This window comes from Vicinamibacterales bacterium, assembly GCA_035699745.1.
GTDB lineage: Bacteria > Acidobacteriota > Vicinamibacteria > Vicinamibacterales > 2-12-FULL-66-21 > JAICSD01.
Window position 1 is genome coordinate 95,812 of record DASSPH010000110.1, and the last position, 17,066, is coordinate 112,877.

The window sequence follows — 17,066 nt, forward strand, 5'->3', positions numbered from 1 at the left end:
CGATGGCTGATTTCGACGTCGCGGTGGTTGGCGCCGGTGTCGCCGGGCTCGCGGCGGCGACCGCGCTCGCCGAAGCGGGCCGGCGCGTGCTCGTGCTCGAAGCCAGGGGCACGCTCGGCGGACGCGCCACCGCGTTCGTGGATCGCGAGACCGGCGAGCGCGTGGACAACGGGCAGCACGTCCTGTTCGGCTGCTACTACGAGACGCTCGCGCTGCTGCGCCGCATCGGCGCCGAGGCGAACGTTCGCGCGCAGCCGTCGCTGGAAGTGCCCTTCATCGGCCCGGCGGGCGAGCCGTCGGTGCTCGCCTGTCCGCCAGGCCCCTCCCCGCTCCATCTGCTCGTCGGTGTGCTGCGCTGGGACGCGGTGCCGTGGCTCGAGCGGCTGCGAGTGCTGCGGCTGGCGTGGCCGATGCTGCGCGCGCGGACGACGCTCGCCCGCGGAGAGCCGGAGCGCACGCCCGGCACGGTGGCCGAGTGGCTGACGCGCCACGGCCAGGCAGGCCGGCTGCGCGAATGGTTGTGGGAGCCGCTGGCGGTCGCGGCGTTGAACCAGCCGCCCGACGAAGCCGCGGCGGCGTATTTCGTGCGCGTGCTGTCGCTGATGTTCGGACCCGATCCCCGCGGCGCGTCGATCGTGCTGCCGACCGTTCCGCTCGACGAGATGTATGCGCAGCCGGCGCGGCGGTACATCGAAGCGCGCGGCGGCGAGGTGCGGACCAGCGCGCTGTCGCGGATCCGCATCCAGCGGGGACGCGTCGCCGGCGTCGAGATCCGCGGGGAGCCGGTGGCCGTGCGCCGCGCCGTCGCCGCCGTGCCGTGGTTCGCGCTCGCCCCGCTGCTGGTGGGCGACACCGCGCCGATGGGGGCGATCGTGGAGGCGGCCTCGAGCATGCAATCGAAGCCGATCGTGACGGTGAATCTCTGGTACGACCGGACGGTGATGGACCAGCCGTTCGTCGGCCTGCCGGGGCGCGAGATGCAGTGGGTGTTCGACAAGTGGCAGGCGTTCGGCGAGCACGCGTCGCACCTCTCGCTCGTGGCGAGCGGCGCCGATCGTCTCGCCGCCACGGATACGGCATCCCTGGTGTCGCTCGCGGCGCGCGAAGTGGCCGCGGCGATTCCCGGAGCGCGCGACGCGTCACTGGTCCGCGGCACCGTGGTCCGCGAGCGGCGGGCGACCTTTTCCCTGGCGGTCGATCAGCCGGCGCGTCCCGCGGTGAAAACACCGGTGGACGGGCTGGTTCTGGCCGGCGACTGGATCGACACCGGCTTACCGGGCACAATTGAGAGCGCCGCCCTCGCCGGCCACCTGGCCGCCGCAGCGCTTCACGACTCCGAGCAAGCGCAGCCATGAAATCTGTCGTCATCCACTATCAAGAGATCGCGCTCAAAGGGAAGAACCGTCCGTGGTTCGTGGCGCGTCTCGTGCGGAACATCAGGGAGGCGACCAAGGACCTCGACGTCCGCGACGTGCGCGCGCTCCAAGGGCGCATCGAGCTCGTGCTCGGCGACTCCCTCTCGTGGGAGGCGGCGCGCGACCGCGTCGCCACGGTGTTCGGGATCGGCAACTTCGCGCGCGCCGGACGCGCGCCGCTCGACGTCGAGGCGATCGCCCGGGAGATCCTGAAGGATCTCGGCCCCCGCGATCCGCCCTCGTTCCGCCTCTCGGCGCGGCGCTCCGACAAGCGTTTCCCGCTCACCTCGCCGGAGATCGAGCGAGAGGTCGGCGGACGGATCAAGGAGGCGCGCGGATGGCGCGTCGATCTGTCCAATCCGGCGCTGACGATTCACGTGGAGGCGCTGTCGAACGAGGCGTTCTATTTCTTCGGCAAGGAACGGGGCGCGGGCGGATTGCCGGTCGGCGCCAGCGGCAAGGTGGCGTGCCTGCTGTCCGGCGGGATCGATTCGCCGGTCGCGGCATGGCGGATGATGCGCCGCGGCTGCCGCGTGATGTTCGTCCACTTCCACAGCTACCCGATTCTCTCGCGCGCGTCGCAGGAGAAGACGCGGGAGCTGGCGCAGTTGCTGGCGCGTTACCAGTACCACTCCAGGCTGGTGCTCGTGCCGTTCGGCGAGATCCAGCAGCGCGTCGTCCTCGCCGTGGCGCCGCCGCTGCGCGTGGTGATCTACCGGCGGCTCATGATGCGGATCGCCGAGCGGCTGGCGCGGCTCAATCGCGCGCAGGCGCTCGTCACCGGTGAAGTGGTCGGCCAGGTCGCGTCGCAGACGCTCGAGAACATGGCGACGATCGGCAGCGTGGCGTCGCTGCCGGTGCTGCGGCCGCTCGTCGGCATGGACAAGGACGAGATCACCGCGGAGGCCCAGCGGCTCGGCAGCTATCAGGTCTCGATCATTCCGGATCAGGATTGCTGCACGCTGTTCACGCCCAAGCATCCGGCGACGAAAGCCAAGCGCCGCGACGTCGAACGCGCCGAGGAAGATCTGCCGGTCGACGAAATCGTCACGCAGGCGGTCGCCGCCGCCGTCGTGGAACACTTTTCATTTCCCGATATAAAATAATCGCGTGAAAATCACTCCTGGAAAGCTGGCCGGTATGAAGGCGGTCTCCGACGATCGCGGCGTGATCGCCGCGGCGGCGATGGACCAGCGCGGATCGTTGAAGAAGTCGCTCGCCAAGGAGCGCGGCGGCGACGTCACCGACAAGGACATGGAGGACTTCAAGATCCATGTCACCGAAGTGCTGACGCGCCACGCCAGCGCGATCCTGCTCGACCCGGAGTGGGGCATTCCCGCCAGCAAGCGTCGCGCGAAAGGCGCGGGCCTGCTGATGGCCTACGAGAAGACCGGCTACGACGCGACCACCCCGGGCCGGCTGCCCGATCTGCTCGACCTGTGGTCGGTGCGCCGCCTGAAGGCCGCCGGAGCCGACTGCATCAAGATCCTGCTCTATTACGCGCCGGCGGATCCGTCGTCCATCAACGACCACAAGCATGCGTGGGTCGAGCGCATCGGGGACGAGTGCCGCGCGCTCGACATCCCCTTCTTCCTGGAGGTCATCGCCTACGAGGAAGGGCTCGACGAGAAGGGACTGGAATTCGCCCGCAAGAAGCCCGAGCTGGTCGCCGCATACATGCGGGAGTTCTCCAAGGACCAGTACGGCGTCGACGTGCTGAAGGTGGAAGTGCCCGTCAACATGAAGTTCGTCGAGGGCATGACGTGCTTCGGCGGGACCAGCGCCTACAGCAAGCAGCAGGCGATGGACGCCTTCCGCAGGACCGCCGACGTCTCCCGCCGGCCGTTCATCTATCTCTCAGCCGGCGTCAGCAACGCGGAGTTCAGCGAGACGCTCGAGCTCGCCGGCGAGGCCGGCACGCGCTTCTCCGGCGTGCTGTGCGGCCGCGCCACCTGGAAGGACGGGATTGGGATCTACGGAAAGCAGGGGGCGCAGGCGTTCAGGACGTGGCTGGAGAGCGAAGGCGTGAAGAACATCGCCAACGTCAACAGCCACCTGAAGACCGCGCACCCGTGGTTCGCGTTCTACGGCGCGAAGTCCGCCGAGGAGCTCGCCGGATAGCCGTTACTTCCGGTTCAGGATCTCGACCCCGGAGACCGCGCCCAGGCAGGTATTGCCCGAGTACGGGATCCGGATCGAGTCGACGCCCAGTTCAGCCGTCCCCGAGAGCGTGATCCCGCAGGCGCTCAGCACCGGGGTGGCCGCGTTCGCCGTCGCCGACCAGTTGATCGTCGACCCCGAGAGGGTGCCGGTCGCGGTGCCGGTCACCTTGAGATCGCCGGCGCAGCTCGCGCTGAACGAACCCTTGGCGGAGTTCGACGTCTGCTCGGTCGGATTCCACTTGAAGTCGCTGCAGGACGCCGGACTCGGGATGACGTTGGCGCTGGCGGACGCCCAGTTCCCCATGAGGGCGGCCACGCCGGTCGAGCTCGGCCCGGTCGACGTGGTCTTGCTCGAATATCCAATGCACCCGGCCGCGGCCGCAGCGAAACACAGAATCGTAGCGAGGAAACAGTTCTTCATACGGTTTTGTTCGAAGGGAAGCCCTGGGTTGCGGGGGACTGAATTATACCACGCGGACGCCGTCGAGGTAGTCCTTGAGCGCCTCTCTCGTGCTCCGGAACGCGAGTTCATCCCATGGGATCTCATCGGCGTGAAACAGCCGCGCCTCCAGGCATTCATCGTCGCTGCAGAGCTCGCCGGCGAGCGCCGTCGCCGCGTAGACGACGATGATCACGGCGGCATCGGGGTAGGAGTAGATGTTCACGAGGCGGTCGAGCCGCACGTCCAGCCCGGACTCTTCGCGCGCTTCCCGGACGGCCGCCTTCGCCAGCTCCTCGCCGCGATCGACGAAGCCGCCCGGGAACACCCAGAGGCCGTAGCCGGGTTCGATGGCGCGTCTCACCAGCACGAGGCGTGCGTCTTCGGTTCTGATGATGGTTCCGACGGCGACCTTGGGATCGAGGTAGAAGACGAAGCCGCAGGCGGCGCATACCAGGCGATCGGGATCGCTCGCCTTGAGGCTGCGCTTTTCGAGCGCTCCGCCGCACGCCGGGCAGTACCGATAGTCCATGTCTCATCGCCGCGCGCGGGCCCGCGGGGCTCTGCCGCCCGCTCGCGCCATTGTGAAATACTACCCGCATGTCGATCCTGAAGGTGGCGCGAATGGGGCATCCCGTCCTGCGCGCCCGCGCCAAGCCGCTCGATCCGTCGGAGATCAAGCAGCCGCGCATCCAGCAGCTCATCGACGACATGTTCGAGACCATGCAGGAGTATCAGGGAGTCGGCCTGGCGGCGCCGCAGGTGCACGAAGGCGTTCGCCTCTTCGTCGCCGGGTTCGCGCCCCGGCGCAATGACGACGACGAGGACGACGAGGACAGCGGGGTGCCGCTGATGGCGCTGATCAATCCCGAGATCAGCGTTGTCGGACGCGAGATCGCGGAGGACTGGGAAGGCTGTCTGAGCATTCCCGACGTCCGCGGCCGGGTGCCGCGCGCGCAGGAGATCTCGGTCAAGGCCTACGATCGCAAGGGCCGGCGCCTGCAGATGAACGCGCGCGGCTTCACCGCGCGCGTCATCCAGCACGAGACCGATCACCTGGACGGCGTGCTCTTCCTGGATCGCATGGAATCGCTCGATACGTTGACCTTTCTCGACGAGTTCAGCCGCTACTGGAGCCCTCGCGACCGGGACGTGCCGGAAGAATGATCTCCGCGCCTCCCGAAACGTTCACCGACGAAGAGCGCCGCGCGCTCGCTCCGTACTTCACCAACACCGATCGCCACGTCTTCGCCTTGACGAACCTGCCGGAGACCGTCAAAGGCGCGCTCTTCGCGCGCTACTCGCGGTCCGCCAAGTCGCTGCGCCGACTGTTCCTCGACGAGTTCGCCGGCGGGCTCGGCGCAGAGCTTGCCTCGGCGGACGGCGTCGGCGTGGCCCGGGCGGAGAAGCTCTACGCGAAGGTGTTCAACGAGTACGGCGACGACTCGGTCGCGCAGCTCGGCGGCGCGCACGTGGCGTGCGAGTACGTCTCGAACGTGCTCACCAAGGTGCTCGAATGGGGCCGGCTGATGGCCTATCTGGAACAATCGACCAGATACGTCGCCTATACGGACAAGCTGCACGGGCGCTGGCGGTACCACGTTCCGGTAGAGATCGAGGGGGCGCTTCGCGAGCGCTACGCCGCGACCATGGATCGCGCCTTCGAGGCCTACGCGTCGATGATCGACACGATGCAGCGGCACTTCGCGGAGCGGTATCCCCGCGCGCCGCAGGATTCGGTCGGGGTTCACCGCGCCGCGGTCCGCGCCAAGGCGCTCGACACGCTTCGCGGCATGCTGCCGGCGGCGACGCAGTCGAACGTCGGGCTGTTCGGCACCGGCCAGGCCTATGAAGCCCTGCTGCTCCGGATGCAGGCACACCCGCTCGAGGAGGTCCGGACCTGCGGCGCGCAGATGCTCGAGGAGCTGCGCAAGCTGATCCCGGCGTTCCTGACCCGCGTCGATCAGGCCGAACGCGGACGGCGCTGGAGCGAGTACCTGGCCTCGACGCGGCACGCGGTGCGCGGCGCGGCGGAACAGCTCCTCGCCGGCATCGACGCGGAGGATCGCGGCGAAGTGACCTTGAGCGACTTCGATCCCGACGGCGAGGTCAAAATCGTGGCGGCCGCGCTGTACGCGGTGACCGATCTGCCGGACGATCAGCTGCTCGCGCTGGCGCGGGGCATGACGGCGGATCAGCGCGCGGCCGTGCTGCGTGCGTACATCGGCGAGCGTGGAAACCGTCGCCACCGCCCTGGCCGCGCGTTCGAGCGGACGTCCTATCGCTTCGACGTCCTCACCGATTACGGCGCGTTCCGCGATCTGCAGCGCCACCGGCTGCTCTCGCTCGAATGGCAGCCGCTGTCGACGCGCCACGGCTATACCGAACCCGATGCGATCCGCGAAGCGGGCGTGCTGGACAGCTGGACGCGCGTCATGGACGACTCGGCGGACCTCTACGAGGCGCTTCGTTCGGACGGCCTCGACGCCGCCGCTCCGTATGCCGTGGCGATGGCCTACCGCGTGCGCTTCTACATGGACATGAACGCGCGCGAAGCGATGCACATTCTCGAGCTGCGCACGGCGCCGCAGGGGCACCCCGCGTACCGCCGGGTGTGTCAGCAGATGCACCGCCTCATTGGCGAGCGCGCCGGCCATACCGCCGTTGCCGCCGCGATGGCGTTCGTCGACCACTCGGCGGTGGAGCTGGAGCGGTTGAAGTCGGAGCGCGAGCTCGAGCGGAAGCGGGCGAGATAGTGGCGGCCCGTTTCGTCCACCGCCTGCAGGTGCGATTCCGCGACTGCGACCCGCTCGGCCACGTCAACAACGCCGTCTACCTCACCTACCTCGAGCAGACCCGCTTCTCCCACTGGCGGGCGTTGTGGGGATTCGGCTCGCCGCAGCTGCCGCCCGGCATGCCCGGCGTGATCCTCGCGCGGGTGGAATGCGACTACCGCCGTCCGGCGACCTACGGCCAGACGCTCGAAGTGAGGATGGCCGTCGCGGAGCTCGGACGCACGAGCTTCCGCTACGAGTACGAGATCGTCGACGAGCAGGGCAACACCGTGGCAACGGCAAGGACGGTGCAGGTCATGTACGACTATGCGGCCGGCAGACCCGTGCCGATCCCGGACGACATCCGCGCGCTGTTGACGGCCGGTACGGAGAAGGAGACGGGAGAGGGTGGAAGCAGATCGCAGGGTTGAGATCTTCGGCAAGGACACGTGCCCGTACACCCAGGCGGCGCGCGACCACTACCGCAGCCTCGGCGTCGCCGTCGAGTATCGCAACGTCAAGAAGGACCCGGCTTCGCTGGCCGCGATGCTCGACCTGACCCGCGGCCGCCGCGAAGTCCCGGTCATCGTGGAAGCCGGCAAGGTGACGATCGGCTTCGGCGGCACCTGAGGGGTCTGACCGGCTCCGGTCCGGAGCCTTTTCGTACCGCAACCGAATCCGCTCGAGCGGGGACCAGTTCTGTGTCGAGCCGAGCGTGCCGGGGGTCCGGGGGCGAGGCCCCCGTCAAGCGAACGAGCAACGCGAGTGAGCCACGCGAACGGAGCGGGGCACGGGGCCCCCGCGAGAGAGCGTGCCGGGGGTCCGGGGGCGACGCCCCCGGATCAAGTTTGACCGCTTGTGAAAGGTTTCACATAATCGGTTCGGCCGCCCATGCGCTCTCTGCTGCTCGTCTGCCTGCTCGTCGCCGCCGTGCAGCCGCCCAGGCCCGCCCCCACCGCCGAACAGATCGCCCGCCGCGTGCAGGACCGCGACACCGGGCGCGATTCCCGCGCCGAGCTGCGGATGAAGCTCTTCGATCGGCGCGGCCGCGCGCGCGAGCGCGCGCTCACCCTGCTCACGCTGCGGCGCCCTGAAGGGGACCGCTCGCTGATCCGGTTCACCTACCCGAACGACATTCGCGGCACCGGCTTCCTCGTCTGGGAGCACCCGCAAGGGGACGACGAGCGGTTCCTCTATCTGCCGTCGCTCGGCCGCGTCCGGCGCATCGCCGGCAGCGAGGCACAGGAAAGCTTCGTCGGCAGCGACTTCTCGTACGAGGACATCGGCGGACGCGAGTTCGACGACTACACCTACGCGCTGCTCGACGAGCACGCGTCGTGGACGGCGCCTGCCGGCGGCCCTCCGCGTCCGGCGTATCGCCTGGAATCGAAGCGGAAGGACGCCTCGGTGGAGTTCCCGCGCGTCGTCTCGCTCGTCCTGAAGGACAGCTTCGTCGTCGTCCAGGCCGACGTCTACAACCGGCGTAACGAAAAGCAGAAGGTCTATGCCGTCGGGCGCCTCGAGCAGATCCAGGGCATCTGGACCGTGCTGGCGTCCGTCATGACCAACGATCTCGACCGGACCCGCACCGAGCTCGCCGTCGACAGGATTGCCTACAACACCGGATTGAACGAGAACGCCTTCAGCCGCCGCGAGCTGGAAGGCGCCGCCAGATGAGCCGCCGCCTCGCCGAGTTCCTCTGGCGCTGGCGGTTCCAGCTTTCGGCCGTCGTCGTGCTTGGCGCGATCGCGTCCGCGCCGCGCGCGAACATCACCCACATCGACAACGACATCAGCGCCTGGTTCGCCGCCAGCGATCCGGTCTATCGCGATTACGAGCGGTTCCGCGATGAGTTCGGCGGCAGCCGCACGCTGATCGTGGCGCTGAAGGCCGAGTCGGCGGATCGCCTCTTCTCGCGCGACACCCTCGACTTCATCCGCCGGGTGACCGGCGACATCGAGCGCGTCGACACCGTCGAGCGCGTCGCCAGCCTCGCCACCGCGACCACCGTCGAAGCGACGGAGGCCGGCGGCGACAGCGGCCTCGACGTCCGGCGCCTGATCGACGGCACCCGCGAGCAGACGCCTGACGACGTCCGGCGCCGGGCCATGAAGGACGATCTGCTCCGCGGCGATCTGGTGTCGGATGACGGCACGGTGACGGCGCTGGTCGTCAGCTTCGACGAGCGGCGCATCGACGAGGTCCGCGGCGGCGTGATCCAGCGCATTCACGAGCTGGTCGATCCCAGGCTGCCGGCGGGCGTGGCCGCGTATTACAACGGCAGCCTCGAGATCAGCGAAACCTACAACCGCATCACCCTCGCGAACCAGCGGACCTTCACGCCGCCGATCTTCCTGATCACGCTGATCGCGGTGTTCCTCTCGTTCCGCTCGTGGCGCAAGATGCTGCTGACGATCGTCGCCGTCGGCATCAGCGTGCTCTGGACGCTCGGCCTCTACTCGCTGCTCGGCTACACCTACAACGTCCTCGCCAGCATGCTGGTGCCGCTCATCGTGGTGCTCGCCATTGCCGACGACGTGCACATCATGCAGCACTGGGACGAGGAGCGGCGGCGCGGATCGGCGGAAGAGGCGTTCAAGGCCACGGTCGCGCACCTCGCCGCGCCGCTTCTCGGCGCGAGCGGCACCACCGCGCTCGGGATGCTCTCCCTTGCCACCAGCAACGTCGTCGCGGTCCGCTCGTTCGGCGTCGGCTCCGCGATCGGCATCATGGTGGACTTCATGATCTCGATCGTGTTCGTGCCGACCGTGCTCAGCCTGATGAAGCCGGAAGTGCGGGAGACGCCGCACGAGCGATACCTGATCGGACCGATGCGCGGGATCGCCCGCTTCTCGACCGCCCACCCGGGGCGGGTGCTGGCCGTGACGGCGGTGCTGCTCATCGTCGCCTCCCTCGGGATGCGCCAGCTGCGCGTCGACACGAATCACATCAACTTCTTCAGCCGGAACCACCCGCTCGGGCAGTCGGCGCGGGTGATCGACGATCAGCTCTCGGGCATCTACAGCTTCCAGATCCTGCTCGAAGGGCCGGCGGAATCGCTGTCCGATCCCGCCAACCTGCAGCGGATGGACCGGCTCGCCGGGGAGCTGCGGCAGTTCCCGAACGTGAAGAAGGTCCGATCCGCCGCCGACTACGTGAAGCGCGTCAACATGGAGCTGCGCGGCGGAGACGCGGCGGCGAGCGTGATTCCCTCCGACCGGGCGACGGTGGCCCAGGAGCTCTTCGTGTTCGCGCTCGGCGACGAAGGACGCCGCGAGCTGGACCGCGTGCTGGCGTCCGATTTCTCGCGCGCCCAAATCGACGTGAAGCTGCGCTCGATGAGCTCCGACACCGTCCTCGAGCTGATCGAGAAGAGCGACGCGCTCGCGGCCCGTACCTTCGCCGGCACCGGCGTGAAGGCCACCACCACAGGTTCCGGACGCCTGTTCAGCACGCTGGATCACTACCTCGTCGTCTCGCAGATCTCCAGCTTCGGGACCGCGTTCTTCACCGTGTTCGCGGTGATCTTCATCGTCTTCCGATCGGCGCGGTTCGGGCTGCTGACGATCGCCCCCAACGTGCTGCCGGTGCTCGCCGTGCTCGGAGTGATGGGCTATCTCGGCATCTCGATGAACATCGCCACCGTCATGGTGGCGAGCGTCGCGCTCGGCGTGGTGGACGACGACACGATTCACTTCATCAACCGTTACCGCCGTGAGGTGGCGGCCGGCGCCTCGACGGACGCAGCGATCGAAGCGGCGACGGTTCACGAAGGACGGGCGTCGCTGACGACGGCGATCATCAACAGCCTCGGGTTCGGCGTGCTGCTGCTGTCGGAATACAAGCCGACGGCGTGGTTCGGCGGGCTGCTGGGGCTGACGATGGCGGTCGCGTTCCTCGCCGAGGTGTTCATCCTGCCGGCGACGATCAAGCTGCTGCCGCGCGTCTTTGGCGCCGACGCGCTGCGCCGCATCCGCCCCAGGCTGGCCGCATGATTCGGTGGCCGCTGATCGTCGCCTGCCTGTCGGCAGCGACGAGCGCCGTCTACGCGCAGCCGGCGCCGGCCGGCTACGTCTCGCTGTTCGCCGATCGCCTGCCCAACCGGGATGCCACCGAGCTGCGCGCCCGGATCTTCGCGGAAGAGAAGGTCGACGCCGGGTCGCGAGTTCGGCTGGTCGCGTCAGGGTTCGTGGAAGGGCTGCTTGCCGGCCGCGATGGCGCGGCGGTACGCGACGCGGCTGCCGAAGCGCACGAGTTGACCGCGACACTGCGGACGCGTCGGGTCGACGTCACCGCCGGCTTCGGCCGTGTCGTCTGGGGGCGGCTCGACGAGCTGCAGCCGACCGACGTGGTGAATCCGCTGGACGTCTCGCGCTTTTTCTTCGAGGGGCGCGGCGAGGCGCGCCTCGCCGTCCCGCTGGTGCGCGCGACGGTGTATGCCGGCGAGCGCGCGTCGGTGGAAGGCGTGTACGTGCCGTTCTTCCGCCGCGGCCGCTTCGATCGGCTCGACGAACCGACGTCGCCGTTTGCGATCGGACCTGGGGTCCCTTTCACCGAGCGAGCACCAGAACGCACCGCCGGCAACGCACAGGGCGGCGTCCGTGCGAACTTCACTTCCGGCCGCGTCGACTGGTCGGTGTCTGCGTACAGAGGATTCCGCCCGTTCGGCATCTATGCCGCCGCCGACCCGCTGACGGTCGAGCGCGTCTATCCCCGTTTCACGATGCTCGGCGGCGATTTCGAGACGGTGTTTGGCGCGTGGGCGGTCCGCGGCGAGGCCGCCGCATTCACGCGCGACGCGTTCCAGCCGCAGGCCCCGGGCCCTGCGCCGACCGGTTCGTCGTTCGATGCGGGCGGCGGCGTGGACCGCAAAGCGGGGGAGTATCGCATCAGCGGCCAGGTGCTCCTGCACCGCGAGAGCGACGACGCGGCACCCGACTCGCGCACGGACGTGTCGCTGATCGTCTCCGCCGACCGCACGTTCGCCCGGCAGAAGTACGAAGGACGGCTGTTCGGGGTCTACAATCCGACCAGCGGCGCGGCCTTCGTCCGCGCCATCGCGCGGGCCAACTTGCGGGACAACGTGGCGCTCGAGGGCTCGATCGGCGCGTTCGCCGGCGAGGGGACCGACAACATCGGCCGTTTCGCCGACAGTGACTTCGCCTACGTCCGCCTGAAGTACTCTTTCTGAGTGCCCATTCTGATCCCCGCCGGCAACGCGTCCGAGTGGACCGGGCCGACGGGGAACAACACCTGGCTCATTCCTGGCGGCGAGCCCGCGCTGGTCGACGCGGGCACCGGACGGCCGGAGCACATCGCGGCGGTCGCGGCCGCGCTCGACGGCGCCCCGCTCGCGCGGGTGCTCATCACGCACTGGCATCCTGACCACGTCAGCGGGCTGCCGGCGCTGCGCGAGCGCTGGCGCAAGCTCCTGGTGATCGACGCGCCGGGCCCGCCGGTGCCCGCGGGAGACGGCCAGCTCGAGATCGTCCCCACGCCGGGCCACTCACCGGATCATCTGTGCTTCTACGATCGCGACGCGGGGGAGGTCTACTGCGGTGATCTGGCGCGGATGGGGGGCACGATCGTGATTCCGGCACGCAAGGGAGGGGACCTCCGCGCGTATCTCGCGTCGCTGCAGCGCATCCGCGATCTGGCGCCGCGGCGGCTCCTGCCCGGACACGGCCCCGTCGTCGACGATCCGCTGGCGCTGATCGACGAGTACGTCGCACATCGCCGGGCGCGCGAGCAGCAGATCCTGAAAGCGATGCTGGAGGGCGCGCGAACCGTGGACGAGATCGTGCGCCGCGTGTATCCGGCGCTGCCCGAAACGCTGCGCGACGCCGCGGCGGACAGCGTCCGCGCCCACCTCGCGAAGCTCCGAGACGACGGCCGGGCCCGGTAGGATTTGGAAATCTGGGAATTTGGAAATTTGGAAATCTGGATTTCCAAATTCCCAAATTTCCAAATTTCCAAATTCAAGCGGGCTGGAAGCCCGGCGGGAGATCGGGGGCGCGCTCGGGCCGTCTGGCGGCCTTCGGCAGCGCGTCTCTGACTACCTGCTCGAGCTCTTCGAGGTACGCGACGAATCGGCCGCGTCCCTCGGTGGTGAGCCGGTAGAGCGTCTGCGGCCGCCCGCCTTCCGATCCGCGCCATGCCTCGACCAGTCCCGCGTCCTGCAGCACGTCGAGGTGCCGGCTCAGATTGCCGTCGGTGAGCGCGCAGAGGCGCTTCAGTTCGTTGAACACGGCGCCTTCGGCGCGCGTCACCAGCGACGTCATGATCCCGAGCCGCGCCTTTTCGTGCAGCACGCGGTCGAGACCTTCGTAGGCGAATCGCCCCGGTTCGTCGCGAGGGGGATGTTTCCTGGGCATCGTTACTTCCGTTCCAGATTCCACCAGAGTACCAGCGCGGCCAGGAGCTGTCCCGTGCCGAACGTGCCGCCGACCCCCCAGCCCGACAGAGGCTCGGGGCCGCCGGCCGTCCACAGCAGGACGAAGCCGGCCGCGTAATAGAACAACGCGACCCAGCCGGTCGCCTTGGGCAGGTACGGCCGCGACGCGAACGCGCCGAGGCCGAAGCAGAACGCCCACAACCCCGGCAGCAGCGGCACCAGCGACACGCTCAGCTGCGTGAAGCAGAAGCCGATGAGCGCCCCGCCCGCCAGGCTCGGCATGAACTGGCCGATCACGCGGCGGGTCTGACGCCGCGCCGCGGTGTCGTCCTCCATCGCGTAGGCGTAGAGGATCTCGCTCGAGCCGACGAGCGCCGCGGCAGTCGCGACCGCCGACCAGTACCAGACGAATCCGACCGGATCCGCCGGCCCGATCGTGGCCGGCTGCAGCCAGGCCGCGAGATAGCCGATCGCTCCCGAAGCGGCGACGGGCAGCGAGCGATAGCCACGATATACCTCGCCTTTGGCCATCTGCTCGTGGATGGCGGCGATCTGATCCAGCGCGCGGGGGACGTCCACCGATCTACTTTGCAGCGTAAAGATGCTCCCGTCAAGCCGGCTCTTGTACTCTGTCACGCATGAAGGGATATGCCAATGAAGAGTTGCTGACCACGCCGGCGGCGCTCGCCGGCGCGCAGCAGGGCTCCACGCCTCCCCTGGTGATCGACCTGCGGCCGCCCGAGGACTTTGCCGCGGCGCACATTCCCGGCGCCGTGCATCTGGATCTGTGGGGCGTGTCGCTCATCGACACGGATCCCGCGCCGCTGAAGGCGTTCATGTGGATGATCGACCACCTGTTCAACCTGCGCGGCGTCACCTGCGACACGCCGGTGGTCGTCTACGACGAGCAGTCGGGGATCCGCGCGGCGCGGGCGTTCTGGTTCCTCGAGTATTTCGGCCATCCGCGCGTGCAGGTGCTGGACGGGGGCTTCGGCGCGTGGCGCCGTGCCGGGCTGCCGGTCACCCGCGACGCGGCCGCGCCGCCGAAGAGCACCTGGGCCGGGACGCCGCAGCCGCACGCGATTGCCACGTGGCGCGACGTCCACACCCGCCTCGGCAATCCGGATGTCGTCCTGCTCGACACGCGCACCGACGGGGAGTACGACGGCAGCGCCGTGCGCGCGAAGCGCGGCGGCCGCATCCCCGGCGCGGTGCACGTCGAGTGGACGCGCAACCTGGGCGCCGACGGTGCGTTCAAACCGGCTGCCGAACTGCGCGCGATGTACGAGCAGGCGGGGGTGACGCCGGACAAGGAAGTCATCACCTACTGCCAGGGGGGGTACCGCGCGGCGCACGGCTACCTCGCCCTGCGGCTGCTCGGATATCCGCGCGTCCGCAACTACACCGGATCGTGGAAAGAATGGGGCGATCGCGAGGATCTCCCGGTTGAGAAGTAGAATCGTCAGGTCATGAACAACGTGATTGATTACATCAACACGAACCGGGACAAGTACGTCGACGAGCTGAAGGCGTACCTGGCCATTCCCAGCATCAGCGCGCTTCCCCAGCACGCCGCCGACGTGAAACGGTGCGCGGAGTGGTCGGCCGACGAGATGCGGCGCATCGGGATGCAGAACGTGCGGCTGATCGAGACGCCGGGCTTCCCCGTGGTGTACGGCGACTGGCTGGGCGCCGCGGGAGCGCCGACGATTCTCTTCTACGGCCACTACGACGTGCAGCCGGTGGATCCGGTCGATCTCTGGGAGTCGCCGCCGTTCGAGGCGACGATCCGCGACGGCGAGATCTACGCCCGCGGATCGGCCGACGACAAGGGGCAGGTGTTCATGCACTTCAAGGCAATCGAGGCGCACTTGAAGCAGAACGGCCGGCTCCCGGTGAACATCAAGATCATTCTCGAGGGGGAGGAAGAAGTCGGCTCCAAGAACCTCGACGACTTCGTCAAGGAACACAAGGACGAGCTCGGCGCCGACGTCGTCGTCATCTCGGACTCGCCGATGTTCGATCGCGGCATTCCGTCGATCTGCTACGGGCTGCGCGGCCTCGTGTACATGCAGGTGGATCTGCGGGGCACGAAATCGGATCTCCACTCCGGATCGTTCGGCGGCGCGGTCGCCAATCCCGCCTTCGTGCTCGCCGGCATCCTCGCCCAGATGAAGGACAAGAGCGGCCGCATCAAGATTCCCGGCTTCTATGACGACGTGCGCGAGCTGCGCGAGGAGGAGCGGGAGCAGTGGAAGCGGCTGCCGTTCAACGAGAAGCGCTACGCCAAAGAGCTCGGCGCGCCGAAGCTGTGGGGGGAGACCGGGTACTCGACGCTCGAGCGCGTCTGGGCCCGCCCCACGTTCGAAGTCAACGGCATCCTGGCCGGCTTCACCGGCGAGGGCGCCAAGACGGTCATCCCGGCCGTGGCGATGGCGAAGGTCAGCATGCGCCTGGTGCCGAACCAGGACCCCGACAAGATCGCGCAGCTGTTCGAGGACTACGTCAGGAAGGTCGCCCCCAGGACGGTCGAGGTGAAGGTCACGCGCATGCACGGCGGCAAGCCGTGGATGACCGACTTCGACAACCGGTTCGTCCAGGCGGCCGGCCGCGCGATCGAGAAGGGCTTCGGGAAGGCGCCGGTGTTCAACCGCGAAGGCGGCTCGATTCCGGTGGTCGCGACGTTCTCGGAGATTCTGGGCCTGCCGTCGGTGCTGTTCGGCGTCGGTCTGCCGGACGAGAACGCGCATGCCCCGAACGAGAAGCTCGACCTCGGCAACTTCCACGGCGGCATCATCGCGTCGGCGTTTCTCTACGACGAGATCGCCAGAGGGTAATGTCCGGCCCCCCGAGGGTGTACGTCGCCGGGCATCGCGGGCTTGCGGGCTCGGCGATCGTCCGGCGCCTCGAGCGCGGATCCGGTGCGGTCGAGATTCTGACCGCGACGCGCGAGCAGCTCGACCTGCGCGATCAGGCCGCGGTCAACTACTGGTTCAAGGCGAATCGCCCGGAGTACGTCTATCTGGCGGCCGGCACGGTCGGCGGCATCCTCGCCAACTCGACGCGTCCCGCGGAATTCATCTACGACAACATGCTGATCCACGCCACCGTGGTGCATGCGGCGCACCTGTTCGGCGTGAAGAAGCTGCTGTATCTCGGCAGCTCCTGCATCTACCCCCGAGACTGCGCGCAGCCGATGACCGAGGCGCAGCTCCTGACCGGCGCGCTCGAGCCGACCAACGAGTCGTACGCGATTGCCAAGATCGCCGGCATCAAGCTGTGCCAGGCATACCGGCGGCAGTACGGGTCCCGCTTCATCTCGGCGATGCCCACCAACCTCTACGGGCCCAACGACAACTTCGATCTCGCGACCGCGCACGTGCTGCCGGCGATGATGCGCAAGTTCCACGAGGCCCGGGCCGCGGGCGTGCGCGAGGTGGTGGTGTGGGGCACCGGCACGCCGCGGCGCGAGTTCCTGCACGTCGACGACCTCGCCGACGCCTGCGTCCTGCTGATGGAGCGCTACGACGAAGAGGGGCACGTCAACGTCGGCACCGGTGAGGACGTCAGCATCCGCGAGCTGAGCGAGCTGCTGCGGGACATCATCCATCCCGAAGCGACGCTGCGCTTCGACACCTCGAAGCCGGACGGCATGCCGCGCAAGCTGCTCGACGTTTCGCGCCTTCACGCCCTGGGCTGGCGCCATCGCATCGCGCTCGGCGACGGGATCGCCGCCACCTACCGCTGGTTCCTCGAGAACCAGGGGCACCTGCGCGTCTCGGGCGCCGCAACGCCGGCGTAGCCGCGCCGCGGCACTGACGCATGTCCCTGCGCATCGGATTCGACCTGGACGGCGTGCTCGCGGACTTCGCGTCCGCGTAC

General features: G+C 68.6%; 18 protein-coding genes. 14 read left to right on the top strand and 4 right to left on the bottom strand.

Annotation, left to right across the window (positions count from 1 at the left end):
- Positions 1-2 precede the first annotated feature (2 nt).
- From hpnE to VFK57_26075, 3 genes are read left to right on the top strand one after another with little or no spacing between them, the layout of a single operon-like run.
- Positions 3-1,355 (top strand): hydroxysqualene dehydroxylase HpnE, encoded by a 1,353-nt coding sequence (gene hpnE, locus VFK57_26065; protein HET7699213.1) that lies wholly within the window; start codon positions 3-5, stop codon positions 1,353-1,355.
- The gene (gene thiI, locus VFK57_26070) at positions 1,352-2,521 is read left to right on the top strand and encodes a tRNA uracil 4-sulfurtransferase ThiI (protein ID HET7699214.1); all 1,170 of its coding nucleotides are present in this window, start codon (positions 1,352-1,354) and stop codon (positions 2,519-2,521) included. The genes hpnE and thiI overlap by 4 nt, the downstream gene beginning before the upstream one ends.
- A 4-nt stretch (positions 2,522-2,525) precedes the next feature.
- Entirely contained in the window at positions 2,526-3,536 is a 1,011-nt protein-coding gene (locus VFK57_26075) for a tagatose 1,6-diphosphate aldolase (GenBank protein ID HET7699215.1), read from the top strand.
- A gap of 3 nt (positions 3,537-3,539) precedes the next feature.
- Here the strand turns inward: VFK57_26075 and VFK57_26080 are convergent, their stop codons facing one another.
- Positions 3,540-3,893, bottom strand: a complete 354-nt coding sequence (locus VFK57_26080; GenBank protein HET7699216.1) for a hypothetical protein — start codon at positions 3,891-3,893, stop codon at positions 3,540-3,542.
- A gap of 148 nt (positions 3,894-4,041) precedes the next feature.
- Entirely contained in the window at positions 4,042-4,548 is a 507-nt protein-coding gene (locus VFK57_26085; protein ID HET7699217.1) for an NUDIX hydrolase, read from the bottom strand.
- A 68-nt stretch (positions 4,549-4,616) separates the two neighbouring features.
- Between VFK57_26085 and def the strand changes: the two genes are divergently transcribed.
- The 8 genes from def (at position 4,617) to VFK57_26125 (ending at position 12,695) form a co-directional block, all read left to right on the top strand.
- Positions 4,617-5,183: a peptide deformylase gene (def, locus tag VFK57_26090; protein HET7699218.1), complete on the top strand. Its 567-nt coding sequence runs from the start codon at positions 4,617-4,619 to the stop codon at positions 5,181-5,183.
- Entirely contained in the window at positions 5,180-6,772 is a 1,593-nt protein-coding gene (locus tag VFK57_26095) for an FAD-dependent thymidylate synthase (protein ID HET7699219.1), read from the top strand. Before def ends, VFK57_26095 begins: the two co-directional genes overlap by 4 nt.
- Positions 6,772-7,221 carry a thioesterase family protein gene (locus VFK57_26100; protein ID HET7699220.1) on the top strand — a complete coding sequence of 150 codons (450 nt, stop codon included), beginning with the start codon at positions 6,772-6,774 and terminating at the stop codon, positions 7,219-7,221. The genes VFK57_26095 and VFK57_26100 overlap by 1 nt, the downstream gene beginning before the upstream one ends.
- Positions 7,199-7,420, top strand: coding sequence for a UXX-star (seleno)protein family 1 (locus VFK57_26105; GenBank protein ID HET7699221.1), 222 nt, complete (start codon positions 7,199-7,201; stop codon positions 7,418-7,420). The genes VFK57_26100 and VFK57_26105 overlap by 23 nt, the downstream gene beginning before the upstream one ends.
- 261 nt (positions 7,421-7,681) lie before the next feature.
- A complete protein-coding gene (locus VFK57_26110) occupies positions 7,682-8,467 on the top strand; it encodes an outer membrane lipoprotein-sorting protein (protein HET7699222.1) in 786 nt (261 codons plus the stop codon).
- A complete protein-coding gene (locus VFK57_26115; protein HET7699223.1) occupies positions 8,464-10,785 on the top strand; it encodes an MMPL family transporter in 2,322 nt (773 codons plus the stop codon). The genes VFK57_26110 and VFK57_26115 overlap by 4 nt, the downstream gene beginning before the upstream one ends.
- Positions 10,782-11,981, top strand: a complete 1,200-nt coding sequence (locus VFK57_26120; protein ID HET7699224.1) for a DUF1302 family protein — start codon at positions 10,782-10,784, stop codon at positions 11,979-11,981. The genes VFK57_26115 and VFK57_26120 overlap by 4 nt, the downstream gene beginning before the upstream one ends.
- Complete coding sequence (locus tag VFK57_26125) at positions 11,982-12,695, top strand: MBL fold metallo-hydrolase (protein HET7699225.1); 714 nt, start codon at positions 11,982-11,984, stop codon at positions 12,693-12,695.
- A 73-nt stretch (positions 12,696-12,768) separates the two neighbouring features.
- Here VFK57_26125 and VFK57_26130 read toward each other — a convergent pair whose 3' ends face one another.
- Entirely contained in the window at positions 12,769-13,164 is a 396-nt protein-coding gene (locus VFK57_26130) for a transcriptional regulator (GenBank protein ID HET7699226.1), read from the bottom strand.
- 2 nt (positions 13,165-13,166) lie between these two features.
- On the bottom strand, positions 13,167-13,763 hold the full coding sequence (locus VFK57_26135; GenBank protein HET7699227.1) for a hypothetical protein: 597 nt from the start codon (positions 13,761-13,763) through the stop codon (positions 13,167-13,169).
- Between the two features lie 59 nt (positions 13,764-13,822).
- Between VFK57_26135 and VFK57_26140 the strand changes: the two genes are divergently transcribed.
- From VFK57_26140 to VFK57_26150, 3 genes are read left to right on the top strand one after another with little or no spacing between them, the layout of a single operon-like run.
- Positions 13,823-14,641, top strand: coding sequence for a sulfurtransferase (locus VFK57_26140; protein HET7699228.1), 819 nt, complete (start codon positions 13,823-13,825; stop codon positions 14,639-14,641).
- A 12-nt stretch (positions 14,642-14,653) separates the two neighbouring features.
- On the top strand, positions 14,654-16,021 hold the full coding sequence (locus VFK57_26145) for a dipeptidase (protein HET7699229.1): 1,368 nt from the start codon (positions 14,654-14,656) through the stop codon (positions 16,019-16,021).
- Positions 16,021-16,986 (top strand): GDP-L-fucose synthase, encoded by a 966-nt coding sequence (locus tag VFK57_26150; GenBank protein HET7699230.1) that lies wholly within the window; start codon positions 16,021-16,023, stop codon positions 16,984-16,986. The genes VFK57_26145 and VFK57_26150 overlap by 1 nt, the downstream gene beginning before the upstream one ends.
- The last annotated feature ends 80 nt before the right edge of the window (positions 16,987-17,066 follow it).

Excerpts from the sequence above, each read along its gene's own strand:
- hpnE (HET7699213.1), top strand. The coding sequence starts at position 3 with ATGGCTGATTTCGACGTCGCGGTGGTTGGCGCCGGTGTCGCCGGGCTC.
- thiI (HET7699214.1), top strand. The coding sequence starts at position 1,352 with ATGAAATCTGTCGTCATCCACTATCAAGAGATCGCGCTCAAAGGGAAG.
- VFK57_26085 (HET7699217.1), bottom strand. The coding sequence starts at position 4,548 with ATGGACTATCGGTACTGCCCGGCGTGCGGCGGAGCGCTCGAAAAGCGC.
- def (HET7699218.1), top strand. The coding sequence starts at position 4,617 with ATGTCGATCCTGAAGGTGGCGCGAATGGGGCATCCCGTCCTGCGCGCC.
- VFK57_26095 (HET7699219.1), top strand. The coding sequence starts at position 5,180 with ATGATCTCCGCGCCTCCCGAAACGTTCACCGACGAAGAGCGCCGCGCG.
- VFK57_26110 (HET7699222.1), top strand. The coding sequence starts at position 7,682 with ATGCGCTCTCTGCTGCTCGTCTGCCTGCTCGTCGCCGCCGTGCAGCCG.
- VFK57_26115 (HET7699223.1), top strand. The coding sequence starts at position 8,464 with ATGAGCCGCCGCCTCGCCGAGTTCCTCTGGCGCTGGCGGTTCCAGCTT.
- VFK57_26120 (HET7699224.1), top strand. The coding sequence starts at position 10,782 with ATGATTCGGTGGCCGCTGATCGTCGCCTGCCTGTCGGCAGCGACGAGC.
- VFK57_26130 (HET7699226.1), bottom strand. The coding sequence starts at position 13,164 with ATGCCCAGGAAACATCCCCCTCGCGACGAACCGGGGCGATTCGCCTAC.
- VFK57_26140 (HET7699228.1), top strand. The coding sequence starts at position 13,823 with ATGAAGGGATATGCCAATGAAGAGTTGCTGACCACGCCGGCGGCGCTC.
- VFK57_26145 (HET7699229.1), top strand. The coding sequence starts at position 14,654 with ATGAACAACGTGATTGATTACATCAACACGAACCGGGACAAGTACGTC.
- VFK57_26150 (HET7699230.1), top strand. The coding sequence starts at position 16,021 with ATGTCCGGCCCCCCGAGGGTGTACGTCGCCGGGCATCGCGGGCTTGCG.